General features: G+C 64.2%; 10 protein-coding genes and 1 other RNA gene. 1 reads left to right on the forward strand and 10 read right to left on the reverse strand.

The features are described 5' to 3' along the window. Nucleotides 1–4: 4 nt before the first annotated feature. The 6 genes from BW991_RS11430 to BW991_RS11455 form a co-directional block, all read right to left on the reverse strand. Nucleotides 5–787, reverse strand: a complete 783-nt coding sequence (locus tag BW991_RS11430) for an OmpA family protein (RefSeq protein WP_076602232.1) — start codon at nucleotides 785–787, stop codon at nucleotides 5–7. Continuing rightward, a complete protein-coding gene (gene tagF, locus BW991_RS11435; protein ID WP_076602233.1) occupies nucleotides 784–1,767 on the reverse strand; it encodes a type VI secretion system-associated protein TagF in 984 nt (327 codons plus the stop codon). The genes BW991_RS11430 and tagF overlap by 4 nt, the downstream gene beginning before the upstream one ends. After that, nucleotides 1,764–5,534: a type VI secretion system membrane subunit TssM gene (gene tssM, locus BW991_RS11440; protein ID WP_076602234.1), complete on the reverse strand. Its 3,771-nt coding sequence runs from the start codon at nucleotides 5,532–5,534 to the stop codon at nucleotides 1,764–1,766. Before tssM ends, tagF begins: the two co-directional genes overlap by 4 nt. Before the next feature lie 3 nt (nucleotides 5,535–5,537). Beyond that, on the reverse strand, nucleotides 5,538–6,968 hold the full coding sequence (locus BW991_RS11445; protein ID WP_139335923.1) for a hypothetical protein: 1,431 nt from the start codon (nucleotides 6,966–6,968) through the stop codon (nucleotides 5,538–5,540). A gap of 17 nt (nucleotides 6,969–6,985) precedes the next feature. Next, nucleotides 6,986–7,252: a PAAR domain-containing protein gene (locus BW991_RS11450; RefSeq protein ID WP_050417177.1), complete on the reverse strand. Its 267-nt coding sequence runs from the start codon at nucleotides 7,250–7,252 to the stop codon at nucleotides 6,986–6,988. Between the two features lie 209 nt (nucleotides 7,253–7,461). Then, the gene (locus tag BW991_RS11455) at nucleotides 7,462–8,277 is read right to left on the reverse strand and encodes a M15 family metallopeptidase (RefSeq protein WP_244551672.1); all 816 of its coding nucleotides are present in this window, start codon (nucleotides 8,275–8,277) and stop codon (nucleotides 7,462–7,464) included. A gap of 286 nt (nucleotides 8,278–8,563) precedes the next feature. On the opposite strand from BW991_RS11455, the gene BW991_RS11460 reads away from it, so the two are divergent. Then, complete coding sequence (locus BW991_RS11460) at nucleotides 8,564–9,043, forward strand: hypothetical protein (RefSeq protein WP_076602237.1); 480 nt, start codon at nucleotides 8,564–8,566, stop codon at nucleotides 9,041–9,043. A 129-nt stretch (nucleotides 9,044–9,172) separates the two neighbouring features. Here the strand turns inward: BW991_RS11460 and ssrA are convergent. The 4 genes from ssrA to BW991_RS11480 form a co-directional block, all read right to left on the reverse strand. After that, nucleotides 9,173–9,549: a transfer-messenger RNA gene (ssrA, locus tag BW991_RS11465) on the reverse strand. Nucleotides 9,550–9,672: 123 nt separating this feature from the next. Continuing rightward, nucleotides 9,673–10,374: a bifunctional 2-polyprenyl-6-hydroxyphenol methylase/3-demethylubiquinol 3-O-methyltransferase UbiG gene (gene ubiG, locus BW991_RS11470; protein WP_076602238.1), complete on the reverse strand. Its 702-nt coding sequence runs from the start codon at nucleotides 10,372–10,374 to the stop codon at nucleotides 9,673–9,675. Between the two features lie 105 nt (nucleotides 10,375–10,479). After that, a complete protein-coding gene (locus tag BW991_RS11475) occupies nucleotides 10,480–11,202 on the reverse strand; it encodes an OmpA family protein (RefSeq protein ID WP_076602239.1) in 723 nt (240 codons plus the stop codon). 102 nt (nucleotides 11,203–11,304) lie between these two features. After that, complete coding sequence (locus BW991_RS11480) at nucleotides 11,305–12,624, reverse strand: TRZ/ATZ family hydrolase (protein ID WP_076602240.1); 1,320 nt, start codon at nucleotides 12,622–12,624, stop codon at nucleotides 11,305–11,307. Nucleotides 12,625–12,846: the final 222 nt, after the last annotated feature.

Here is a 12,846-nt window from a genome sequence, read left to right on the forward strand (position 1 = left end):
GGGCTCACTCGGCGAGCCGGAATTCGATCCGGCGATTGCGCGCGCGTCCTTCCGGCGTGTCGTTCGGCGTCACCGGACGGTCGGGGCCCGCGCCGTGCGCGCTCAGGCCCGCCGCAGGGATGCCCTTGCCTGTAAGATAGGTTTTGACCGCGTCGGCTCGGGCGAGGCTCAGCGTGATGTTGGCCATCCGGTTTCCGGTGGAGTCCGTATGCCCGATGATGTCGACGCGGGGGCGATCGAGTCTGCCAATGGCTGCCGCCATCTCGTCAAGAATGGCAATGCCGGTTGGTGTCAGGATCGCAGACCCGCTTTCGAACTCGACCACACGATCCGCGAGCGTCTGATCGAGCAGCGCCTGGGAGCCGGCCGGCACGCGCAGACCGTTATTCACGGTGTAGGTCGGGTTCAGCGCAGTCGCAATTTCGCTGGCGACTTGCTGCCGCCGGGCTTCGTTGGTGACATTGCCGCTGATCGTGACCTGGGTTCCGTTGACGTCGAGCTGTCCCTGGCGCACGTTGCGGATGCCGTTGCCGAGCGTCTTCACGACATGGCCGGTCCAGTCGGGCGGCGCGACGACGCCCCCCGAATCGAGGCGGTCGACGACCTTGTCTGCTCCATAGAGGTCGCGTAGGCGGGAAATGACGGCCACGCGTGCGTTTTCGTCGGGTACCGTTCCGGTGACGTACACCATTCCGTCCGGCGCCGGGGTTTGCGGGGGCTGTGCGCTCATGCCTGCCGCGGCATAGAGCAGCCCGGCCGCGAGTGCTGAACTGAACTTCAAGATCATTCTCCGAAAAATACTTCCCTGAAGGTGGCGAGCGCTGTGGCGAGGGTCGTCCCGGGCTGCGCGAGGTAGCTCGACAGCTTGGCGATTCCGTAGTCGCTCATCAGGTCGGGGTGGGTGTCGATCCATTCGGGGGCTTCGAGGCTCACGACGGCGTCGGGCGCGCTCCCTGGCGAGACCAGGCTGACGAGCGGCAGTGGCGATGCGCCGTTGAAGCCGACGACGAGCGTATTGCGTCCGGCAACCGGCGCCTGCAGCAGCTGGAGTTCGCAGGGGGTATTCCTGAGGAAACCGCTGATGAGGTTCAACCAGACCTGTGCCAGCGCGTCGCGAAGCCCGAGGTCACTCGGCAGGGGCAAGCGCAGGCCGCGTTCGATCGTCGGTTTGTTGCTGCCGAGCAGCGGTCGCAGCAGCACACCGAGGGACAGGATGATGCGGCGGGCATTTCCGGCGTGGCCGTCATGTTCGAGCAGGCGGTCGATGTCCGCAATGGTGATTGAATCCGGCACCGCGTCGGCGCCGGACGGTCGTGCCATGTGTGCGAGTTCCTGTGCGCAGTCGATGCGCGCAAGGGCGTGCAGCATGGAGGCGGGTTCGTCGGCCGCCCGGGCAAGACCGACGAGGTGCCCGAACTTTTCCCACAGGGACGACAGGGCCAGGGGGCCGGGGTGGGCATGTCCGGCCTCCGACTCGATGGTCGACGCGACGAGGAAGGGAAAGCGCCGCGAGGACGCGTCGTGGCTCGGCTGAAGATGGCCGACGACCGAGAGGCGGCTGCGCGGGCCGACGAAGGCGAAGTGGACCGGACTCATGCTGTCGTATGGTATGCGCCAGCGGGGATCGGCCGACAACAGGTTCATGCTTTCCGATATCCAGCGGTCGAGCATCGCGATCAGTTGTGCCGATCCGCCTCCCTTCACGAAATCGCCGCGCGCGGGCAGCTTGCCGAAATAGCCGGTGGCGTGAATGGCGGGGCCCCTCATGGCCGGATCCCCCGTTCCTGAGTCGTGGCCGCGAGCGCGGCCGGGGTTCCGGTTTCGGCGTCGTCGGCCGGTGCCTTCACTGCCTCGCCGGCCACGCTGGAGGGGAGGGGCGCGTTGCGGCTGCCCTTGGCGCCGGCGTTCTTGCCCGTCTGCATGTCCGGGCTGCTTACGATCTTGAGTGTGACCGGAACGGAGACCTCGCCCGCTTGCCAGGCGAGATTGAAGGAGCCGTCTGCATTGCGGGTTTGGGTGGCGGAGTTGATCAGCTTTTCGAGCCCGAAGCGCCCGCTGAAATTCGCGACCTCGAGTTCCTGCCCGTCGAAGGTCGTTGCGACGACTCGCGCGCCCGGGGTTCCTGCCGGATTCGGCCACACGAAGGTCGCCCACTGAGCGGCCCCGTTGCGGTAGCGCAATCTCTGCCCGTCGATCTCGATCGTGTATTCGGTCGTCCCCGGCGACGGCAGCGGCAGCAGTCGGAAGCTCGTTTGCGCAACTGCAGCGGCTTGTGTGGCGCTGCTGCCGTCCAGCGGCGCGACCCAGCCCGGGAATGCGGCGAGGAAATCCGGCCGCAGGTGGATGCCGAGATCGCCCCAGGTCCGTGGTTCGATATAGTCGCCGCGTCGCACCATCAGCGGCCCGATGCTGGTCGCCGCGTACTTAGAGATTGCGCCTTCCGGACCAAAGATCTGCGCGATCTCGGCCGGTGTTGCTTCTATGCCCGACGTTGCGTTGAACGGATATTTCCCCGCGAGCTGTCGCCCGAACGGTTCATACACGTTTGCAATCCAGCTCTTGTCGAGCTCGCGCTCGGCCGGGCCGATCAGGGCGGCGAAGGTCTGCAGCAGGGGCCTCACGAGCAGCGGGCGGAGCACTTCGCGCTGGTTGTCGGGCATGCCCGTCAGCATCTGCTCGTCCACGAACCGGAGCGTGTCTGCTAGCTCCGAATTGCCGCCTTCGATCGTTTCGCTCATCAGCTTGACCGCGCCCGGGCCAGGGTCGCCCTGGTTGACGAGGAGGTTGAGGCGGGTCCGCAGTCCGGAGAGGCGGCGCAGATAGAGGTCGAGGATCGATTCGCCGCTGTCCCGCCTCGCGAGCAGACGACCGACGCCGACGAATTCCTGGCCGATGGCGCCCATCGGGCTGGCGATCGTCGTCGTGGTCGAGGACACCTCGAGCGTGACCGGAGCGGGCGACATCCGCAGGATCGACTGCTTGAACCACTCGATGAAGCCCTTCTGTGCACGCTCGGCTACGGCATGGCCTGCCCCCGGATTGTCCCAAGCGGTCTGCTCATGCACAGTGCGCAGCAATTTCCCCAGGGGGGAGGCTGTCATGTCGCCGAGTCGATTCATCGCGGCTACCGCAGCAGGGAAACCGTCGAACCCGCTGACGCCGATGCCTGTTACGAACTTCTGCCACTCCTGGACGTATTCCTTCTTGTACATCGCCACGAGCGTCTTCTGGATCTGCTCAGGGCTGCCGGCAAGGGACAGGTCGTCCTTCGCGCTGGTGTCGAGGACCCAATCCGTACTGTGGAGTTCTCCGGTGGCCGCATCCTTGATGGCGGCTTCAACATAGCTTCGCCAGGCTTCGGCGGTAAATGCACCGGATATCACGTGACTGCCGCTGACAAGACCCGCGTCATCCGCGCCTGCGAGGTTTGTTACCGTCACCGGGGGGAAGCGGGTGGCCGCTCGTGCCTTGATGTCCCCGTAGACGCGTTCGATTGCGGGCATGCCGCGCACCACGTGGCGCAGCGTCCCGCGCGTTTCGTCGATCACGGAAAGCTTCCCGGCGATCGTCGGCCAGCCAGGATCGTTCACGTGCCGCAGGTGGAAACTGATGATCCGCTCTGCGCTGCGCATCATCTGTTCCCGCGGCATGGAACCGCGATTGGCGTCCAGCCAGGTGCGCCAGTAGCGGCTGAGCTGATCGGAGAGATGGCCGACCTCGGTGTGTGACTTGTCGCCCAGCATCAGATAGGTTTTCAGGGCGTTGTAGGCGTCCTCGACGCTGGTCGGTGTGGCTTCCTTGTACGGTTGTCCGTTCGGAGAAGCGTTGCCGGCTGGCCCCCGGTCTGCATTGTCGGTCTGTCGCAGACGGCCCGAGTTGCGGTTGACCGCGGCAAGGAAGCCTTCGATGCTTTCACTGACCGGGCGAAGCATGATTTCGGTGATGCCCCGGTAGTATTCTTCGAGCAATCTGGATTTCACCTCGTTGCCCTGGAACAGACCGAGCCCGAGCGACCGGGAGGGTTCCGTTTCGAAATGCTCCAGTTGCGCAATGCGATCCTGGAGGAGTTCGAGCGCTTCGAGCCGGGACTGCAGGTCGATGCGGTCTTCCTGAAGGCGGACAGCCCGGTCGAGGTCGGCGCGGACGTTTTCGACCAGGCTGCGATTGTTCGCGTAGGACCAGCTCCAGCCGGCCAGCGAAAGGCCCAGCAGTGCCGCCGCGGCCAGCGAGGTGACATGATGCAGGCGCTTTTTTCGTCTGCTGGCATAGTGCCGCACCAGGTTACGGTCGGCGAAGATCACCTTGGAGAACAGGTCCTTCAGGAAGAAACCGTTGTTCGAGGCGATCCGGGCTGCAGCCGGACCGTCGCCCGAAAGCCCGAAGCGATTTTCCACGCGCTCGCTGGAGCTGCTGGGCGTCTCTCCGCTCTGGATTGCCGAGGTGATGTAGAAGCCGCGGAAGATCGGTTTGAACTGGAAGGGGTTTTCCTCGAACAGCGTGGCGATGAAGGACCGCAGCACCGGCTTGATCGCCGCGAACTCGAGCGGGAAGGTGAGCAGTCCCGGTGCCATGCGCTCGCCGCGGGCAATCGACATCTGCGCTACGCTCATTTCGCGCAGCCCTTCGTAGAGTTCGTCGAAGTAGCGGTCGAACAGCCCTATGGCGTCGTTACCGTCGGTCTCGTAGGGCAACGTGGCGCCCCACACACGGTCACGCTCGTTCCAGTCCACGTCCTGAAAGAATTCGTTGAACCCCGCGATGAGATCGGCCTTCGAGAACATCACGTAGATCGGCGCAAACACTTCGAGGCGTTCGGTGAGTTCCTGAACCCGCTGGCGCAGGTTCTTGGCAAGCGCGATTGCGAAGCTTGGGGAGTTGCGGAGCAGCTCGCCGATGCTTGCCGTGACGATGATCCCGTTGATCGGCGCGAGCGGACGATTTCTTCTCAGCAGATCGAGAAAACCCAGCCATTCCTCGCGGTCTTCTTCATGGACGGAGTAGCGGCCGGCCGTGTCGAGGAGGATCCCTTCCGTCGTGAAAAACCAGTCGCAGTTGCGCGTTCCGCCGAGTCCCTGCACGACGCTGCCGGCGGCATCGCCGAGGGGGAAGGTGAGCCCCGAATTGACGACGGCCGTGCTCTTGCCGGCGGCAGGGTTGCCTATCGTGATGTACCACGGCAGCTCATACAGTGCGGCGCGTCCGGAGACCAGACCGAGCTTCGATGTCTTGATCGTCCGAATGGCTTCCTTCATGCGCTGGCGCAGGGTTTCGATCTCTCCCCTGGTCCGGCCTTCGTTATCGCCCGTCCGCGGGTCGAGCATCCGTTCGAGAGCTGAAGCGGCGAGGGCGGCCCGATGCCGCCGCCATGCCCAGACCGCGATCCAGATAACCAGGAGTGCGCACGAGGCGATCGCTGCCCATGTCAGTGCGAGTTCCAGCGTTTCGGCGCCCAGCATGAGGAAGGCCGCAAGGGCCAGGACGCCGATGAAGGAGAGCGTGCGTGAGTCGGTCAGAAAGGTACGGATTGAAGACATTGGTCAGGTGGCGGCAGGTGCGGAGGCGGGCGTTTGCGGGGGCGACGAGGAATTCAGGGGACTCGCGTCGACGATCATGGCCGCGCGTGCATTGGGGGATTGGCAGGTCAGGCACAGAGCGAGGCCATCGGCCGCGTTGGCGGCCTCGGCAGCACACAGCAGCGCGACAAGTCCGCCGATCGGCGAGGCAAAGCCTGTCGCGGGTCCGAGGCTGATGGTGTCCGACAGCGGCTCGAGAGCGGGGAACCGTTCCGAGAGCGTCCGAAGGAGCTCCTTCGTCACCGGGGCGCGATGGTCGGCGTCGGCAAGCACATTCGCGATGTGTGCCGCGTCGAGGTGCATGTCGGCCAGAATGCCGTCGATCAGGCTTCCCAGGAGAGAACCGTCGGTCGTTGCTTCGGCATCTCCGGCGCGCGCGCTTCTGCCCGATGCGGCGCGCGAAAGACGGGGAGACGGAACGCGCCGCACAAGGGCAGCTCCTGCAGGATTCGCGAGCAACAGCACCGCGGCCGCCTCGCCGGGAATCCGGCCGTCCTGCGTGTGCGCAGTGAATAGATGCGATCCGGCCTCCCAGTTCGCGACCGTCCCCTCGCCGACATGCGACACGGCGCCCATCACGAGCGCGACGGCTGGGGACTCCTGACGATTCAGCGCCGCGGTCACGTCGTCGATGATTTCGAAGGCATGTGCGTCATCCTGAACGTGGCGAAATTGAACGTCGGCCGGGGCGATTCCGCGGGGAGCGAGGTGCTTGCGCTGCAGCCAGGCGGCATGGCGGGCGCGTTGTTCGTCAGGCCAGTCCCGATCCGAAAGCCAGAATACGGAGCGGATCGCCGCGGGATGGAGCGTGATCGACTCCGCGATTTCGTCAAGAGCGCGGGGGAGCGTCATGTGCAGCATCGCCAGCGCACGCCGCTCCTCTTCGCGGTTCGGCTGGGACAAGTCGACGGCACGGTCGTAAAGTGCTTCGTCGAGTGCTTCAGGTGAGAGGTCGGCAACTCGCGCGGCGAATACGGGGAAGCCGTGCGCATCACGGAGGTGGTCATCGAGCGGGGGGGCGCATCCGTGCCTGCCTGCATCGAGCACCTGCGCCGGATCCGTTCCGTGCGCGCACTGCAGTGCAAAGGCGATCAGGAGCGCGTCCGGGCGGCGCGTCGGACTGGATGCGGCAGACGTCTGCAGGCCGCTCGTTTCCGGTGCCGGGGGAGGGTGTGCGTTCGCGGCAGAGGGAGGCGACAGGCGGAGGTGTTCGATGAAGGCGCGCAGGAGCCAGAACCCGGCAAGGAGTGTTGCCGGCAAGAACACCAGATGTGTGGCGACATCGATCGTGCTGGGCTCGAATCCCGCGGCCTGCCACCAGCCGAGGACGAGCGCCCAGACCAGCGTTGTCACAAGAACGGCGAGTACAAGGGGTCTCAGAGCGAAGGCGAACATGGGGTTGCGGTCCGCTCTCAGTCGACGGTGAGCGCCTGCGAGGCGATCAGGATCGCTCCGCAGGCAGTCTTGTCGCCATGGCGTGCGGCCGGACGCCCGTCGATGAGGGTGGTCGGATCGCCCGTCGCGATGACCGTCACGCGGCCGTGCCCTTTTCTCGGGCAGGTTACCTGGTCGCCGACGCGCGCGATGCCTTTGCCATTGCAGTCGCTGCTGAGTGATGCCCCGATCACGGTGCCGCCATGATCGGTCCGATCTCCGATGACGATGAACGGACGTGCCATGAGAATTGGTTCCTCGTAGTTGCTGTTGGGTCTTGCTGACGGGGCGGTGGCTCAGAACTTGTGAGTTGATCTGCTGCGCGAATCGGTTGCTGCGTTGCTCACTCGCTCACTCCTCGCCTATCCGTTCGATACGTCTCGTCGTTCGCTCGCTCATCCGCAAACCGAGGCCTTGCGCTCGATCGCGCTTGTGACGATTTCTGCACAAGTTCTCAGGAGTGTTCGTCGGCAAGGACGCCGCGCCGGCGCAATTCGACGTGCCCCAGGTCCATCATCTTCCAGCGTCCGCCCCAGGTCAGGCCTGCTGCCTCGGCAAGGGCTCCGTAGAGTTCGTAGCCGCGCATGGCCCAACGGTCGCGTTCGGAGATGACCAGCTTGCCGTCGCGCAGGAAAGCGACATCGGCTGCCAGACCGTGCTGGTGATAGCTCATGTTGGGGCCGGCCTGGGTGACGGCAGGGCCGCGTAGCAGCAGTTCCGCCTGTCGTTCCGGGCTGCGATAGCCTTCCAGCAGTACCGCTTGGTAGCCATGCTGCTCCTCGAGCAGCTTGAACACCGTGAGCAGGCGTTGCCTGAACTGGTCATCGAGCAGATTCCAGTCCCGGCTGGCCGACCCGAGCGACGGCCTGAGCATTTCGACTTCAGTCGTGGCGAAAACGGTGGGCGGAAGCGGTGGCGGCGGCGTCAGGTGCTCGCCGGCCAGAAGTGCAGCGACCTTGCGGTCAGGGAGCGTGTCGTCGGGAGCGAACTCGAAGATCGCACGTTGCGACATCGCAAGCACGACCAGGGGCGGAAGAACGGCGAGCACGATGGCGAAAACCGCCACCGGGCGGCTTTCGATCAGGGGGATGGAAATACTGACGCCGTATGTCCGCGCATGGCGAAAGGCTGCCGACACGCTCCTTGCAGCGTCGATGAACATGCTGCGCAGTGCGGCGGCAAGCTCATGTGTGCGTGCCGCTCCGGCCGTGAGAACCGTGCGCCGCCGCGCCGGATAGCGGAGGAGCGCCAGTCCGATGCAGACGAGCACGAAGTATGCGAATGGAGCGAAAAGCAAGATTGGCGAATTCACGGTGCCAGGGGCTGGGCAAGTAAATGCTTATGTCGTTAAAATCGACTATTGTATATGAATATGGCGAATGGATCGGTGCTCGTGTATGTCTCATGCTTGTTCAGGAACAGAAGCTGCAGTGGGTGCTCAGGCGGTGCCGAATCTCTTCGCCACGACTTCACGTGAGCATGGCTGTGGCGAAGTTCGAATTCTCGACGAGCTGTCAGCCGGCAGAAGAATGGTTGCAGGCGGGAGTCGCGCTGGCATGGTGTTGGTCTTGGGTGCGGCGTTGGCAATCGTATCCGCGCTCGTATTCGTGGCGTGGGAGTCCGGGCGCGCGACTTTCCGCGTGGACGAAGATGTGGATTTGGTTGCGGAGAGTGCCCCGATTGTGAGCGGTGTCCGTCAGGAGCCTGTGCTCGCGGAGCAGCGGCCTGCGCCGCCGCTGCAAGAGGTTCGTACTCCGGCAGCGACCATCGTGGAGATGCCGGTGCAGGGCGCGGAAAAGCCCGAGGCCCGCCCGGCGTCCGGGGTTGTGCGAGGTGCGAACGCGCGGGCGTTGCACGGTGCGACGGTGCGGGGCTCTCCTGCGCGTTCGCCGTCGAAGCGGGGCGGCGACAGCAAGGCCGATTTCGCGCATTCCGCTCCGCAGGTCCGCAGGCTGCCCGCAATCACGAAGGATGTCGAAGAACGGGTCGACGCTGACGTACAGGTGATCGAAGCGATCGTGACCCGCTCGCGCTGAAATGCATCGCGCCGCAGCGGCGGCCTCTTCCGCCCGGGGCGGGCGGGGCCGAATTCGCCTGCAGTCCGTTGTGCTTGTGCGCCGGGTGAAATGAAAACGCCAAGACAAATCAATGTCTTGGCGTTGAATTGGTGGAGCCGGGGGGAATTGAACCCCCGTCCGCAAGCCCTCCACAGACAGATCTACATACTTAGCCGACCAATTTGGTTTAACCCCTGCCTTAGCCGGTCGGCAGGCCGGACAGGAGCGAGTCACCTTACTTTTAGCTGTTGCGCCAAGTGACCCGGCACAACTCGCGAGTCTCTGTAAATGACACTGCAGCGGCTCAGCTTGCGCTAAGACCACCCGGCCCAGAGACCTGCCGGTGCAGCGCTAGCCGGGATTAAGCGGCTAGAACGAAACGTTCGTCGTTGGCGTTTGTTGATTTCCAGATGGATTTACGAGGTGACTGGTCCTCGGTATGCACTGCACTGCTTTGCAACCCACGTCGAAGCCAAGTCGGCCCCTGTGTATTACGGTTCGTAATCTGGTGGCGGGGCACCGGATTTCAAGAGCAAGTCTAGCACTTTTTGCACTCGGCGCCAGAGCCTTTCGATTTCCTGCCGCGCGAGTGCGCCCGTGTTCGTGCGTCAGGCTTCGCGTCGTGTCTGAAGCATGTAATTCACACTCGTATCCTGTCCCAGGGAATAGGTCTGGGTGAGGGGGTTGTAACTCATCCCCAGGAGTTCTGCGCTCTCCAGACCTGCATTCCTGCAATAGCGTGCAAGTTCAGATGGCTTGATGAACTTTGCGTACTCGTGCGTCCCGCGCGGGAGCAGGTTCAGGATGTATTCCGCGCCTACGACGGCGAGCAGATAGGACTTGAAATTGCGGTTGAGGGTGGAGAAAAAGACTTGGCCTCCCGGCCTGACGAGTCCGGCGCAGGCGGCGACGGTGCTGGCAGGATCGGGTACGTGCTCGAGCATTTCCATGCACGTCACGACGTCGAATTCGCCGGGATGTCGGGAGGCAAACTCCTCCGCGCTGCAGTGCTGGTAATCCACCTTGTTGCCTGATTCGAACAGGTGCAGGCGGGCAACGCCCAAGGCCTTGTCGGACAGATCGATTCCCGTTACCTGTGCTCCGAGTGCCGCCATGCTTTCCGACAGGATGCCGCCTCCGCATCCGATGTCCAGAACGCGCTTGCCCGCGAGATCCGCGTGGCCGTCTATCCAGCGCAGTCGTAAGGGGTTGATTTCGTGCAGGGGCTTGAATTCGGACGTGGGGTCCCACCAGCGGTGCGCGAGGTCGCTGAATTTTTGCAGTTCGGCCGGGTCGGCATTGGTATTCATGGCTCGGGTCTCGACTGTGATCGGGCGAAGACGCAATTGGAGCAAAGGTGAGGTGGAAATGAAAAGGCCCTGCCGAGGCAGGGCCTTTGACTGAGTCCGGCAGAATTACTTCGTGCCGACCAGTTCGATTTCCACGCGACGATCGGGCTGCAGGCACTCGATCAGTTTCTTGCGGCCCAGCTTGTCCGAGCAGTTCTTGCCGGTAATCGGCTGACGCTCGCCCTTGCCTTCGGTGTAGACGCGGTTGGCTTCGATGCCCTTGCTGACCAGGTAGGTCTTCACGGCGTTGGCACGGCGCTCGGACAGTTTCTGGTTGTAGGAGTCGGAGCCCAGGCGGTCGGTGTGTCCGACGGCGAGGATCACTTCGAGCTTGATGCCCTTGGCCTTGGCCGCGAGGTCGTCGAGCTTGGTCTTGCCTTCGGGCTTCAGCACGGCCTTGTCGAAGTCGAACAGGGCGTCGGCGGACAGCTTGACCTTGTCGGCGGTGGGCTTCGGCGTGGCTGCGGCGGGAGCCGGGGCTGCAGTCGGAGTAGCGGCGGGAGCCGGTGCGCACTTGTCCTTCGGCACGATGTCGCTGTCGCATTCGCAGCCGACCGGCAGTTGGCCGGCCATCGCGGTGGCGGCGGCTGCCGGGCTCCAGTAGCCGGTGCGCCAGCACAGGCCGGTACCGCTGCGGGCGACGACGTTACGGCCGTCGATCAGGTAGGGGATTTCACCCTTGCCATCCACCACGACGTCTTTCACCTGCGCAAAGACAGTGGATGCGGAGAGGCCGATCGAGGCGATGGCGGCCAGTGCGAACATCTGCTTTTTGGTCTGTTTGGTCATAATTTCCTCGTCGATTGGCAAGAGGATGAATAGGGTAACGATTAAGCCTGCCAAGTCTGATGCGTGAATTTCCGCGACAGCAACTCGCAGCACATATCCAGTTCAGTTACTAAGCCTAGTTTGCCACAGCGCGGCAAACCCAAGCAATTCCGTGTCGTTTAATTGCAACACTGTATCCCCTTTATTTACGCGGATCTCGCCTGCAACCCATACGTGCGAGACGTGTTCGCGGCCCGCCACGTGCACCAGGTGGGATGCCGGGTTGAAGCACGGGCGGGTCTCGAACGTGTCCAGGGCGATCGCGCACAGGTCGGCGGCCTTTCCGGTCACGATGGAGCCGATACGGTCCCCCAGGCCAAGAGCCTGCGCACCGTTCAGGGTCGCCATGCGCAGTGCCGTGTGTGCGGGTACGGCCGTGGCGTCGAATGTCGATACCTTCGCCAGCAGGCTCGCGTGGCGGATTTCCTGGAAGAGATCGAGGCGGTTGTTGCTTGCGGCGCCATCGGTACCGAGGCCGGTGCGGATTTCCGCTGCCAACAGTCTTGCGACGGGGGCGATGCCGCTGGCAAGTTTCATGTTCGACGTGGGGCAGTGCGCGACGCTGCAGCGGTGGCGCTGCAGCAATTCGATGTCGGAGTCATCGAGATGGACTGCATGCACGCCGATGAAGTTTTCGCCGAGCAGATCGAGTGCGGCAAGCCGCGCCAGCGGACGCTTGCCGTGTTGCGCGAGCGAGTCGGCGACCTCCTGTGCGGTCTCGTGAATGTGCATGTGAATCGGAATGTCGAGCTCCGCCGCGAGGGTTGCGATGCGCGCGAAGGTGGCGTCGGCGACGGTGTAGGGCGCATGCGGCGCGAGCGCGAAACCGATCAGCGGATGGCCGTTCCACGCGTCCCTTGCGGCAAGGCCCTTGCGCAGGTAGTCGTCGGCGTCGCTGGCATAGGGTGTCGGAAATTCGAGCGTCGTGAGGCCGATCACGGCGCGCATGCCGAGCAGGTCGAAGGCTTCTGCGGCGGCATGGGGGTGGAAGTACATCTCGTTGCAGGTGGTGATGCCGCCACGCAGCATCTCGGCAATCGCCAGCAGGGTCCCCTCGCGGACGAAGGCACTCGAGACGTATTTGCCCTCGGCGGGCCAGATGGCCTCCTGCAGCCAGCGCATCAGTGGAAGGTCGTCGGCGATGCCGCGCATCAGGGCCATGGGGCTGTGCGCGTGGAGGTTCACCAGGCCCGGAATGAGTACGTGATCAGGCAGGCTGACGGTCCGGTCCGCCCGGTAGCGCGTGCGTGCGAGATCCTGGGGGAGCAGGTCGATGATCGTTCCGCCCCGGATTGCCACTGCGTGGTGTTCCAGGGTTACGTCCGCCGGTTCGACGGGAATGACCCAGCGTGCGTTGATCACGAGATCGGCGGGTTGGCTCACCGTGCAGTCTCCAGGATTGGTCGGGAAGGGGCGTTGCCCGCGCGCCGGCCGGGCCGGGGGGGGGCAGGTGCATCGTGGATGGCGGGGACCCCGCGGGTGCGGGGCTTTGTCGGGCGGCTGTACGCCTTGTCGCGCTTCAAATTTAAGCACATGGGTCCGGGGGCGACAATCGCGCTCCCGGACGCGGCGGGCGGCAAGAACGGTCGGCGTGTTAAGATCTAA

The sequence above is a fragment of the Aromatoleum tolulyticum genome (assembly GCF_900156155.1).
GTDB classification, from domain to species: Bacteria; Pseudomonadota; Gammaproteobacteria; order Burkholderiales; family Rhodocyclaceae; genus Aromatoleum; species Aromatoleum tolulyticum.

Coding starts and splice junctions, on each gene's coding strand:
- ubiG (WP_076602238.1), bottom strand. CDS start 10,374: ATGAATACCAATGCCGACCCGGCCGAACTGCAAAAATTCAGCGACCTC.
- tagF (WP_076602233.1), bottom strand. CDS start 1,767: ATGAGGGGCCCCGCCATTCACGCCACCGGCTATTTCGGCAAGCTGCCC.
- tssM (WP_076602234.1), bottom strand. CDS start 5,534: ATGTCTTCAATCCGTACCTTTCTGACCGACTCACGCACGCTCTCCTTC.
- BW991_RS11450 (WP_050417177.1), bottom strand. CDS start 7,252: ATGGCACGTCCGTTCATCGTCATCGGAGATCGGACCGATCATGGCGGC.
- BW991_RS11430 (WP_076602232.1), bottom strand. CDS start 787: ATGATCTTGAAGTTCAGTTCAGCACTCGCGGCCGGGCTGCTCTATGCC.
- BW991_RS11460 (WP_076602237.1), top strand. CDS start 8,564: ATGGTGTTGGTCTTGGGTGCGGCGTTGGCAATCGTATCCGCGCTCGTA.
- BW991_RS11475 (WP_076602239.1), bottom strand. CDS start 11,202: ATGACCAAACAGACCAAAAAGCAGATGTTCGCACTGGCCGCCATCGCC.
- BW991_RS11445 (WP_139335923.1), bottom strand. CDS start 6,968: ATGTTCGCCTTCGCTCTGAGACCCCTTGTACTCGCCGTTCTTGTGACA.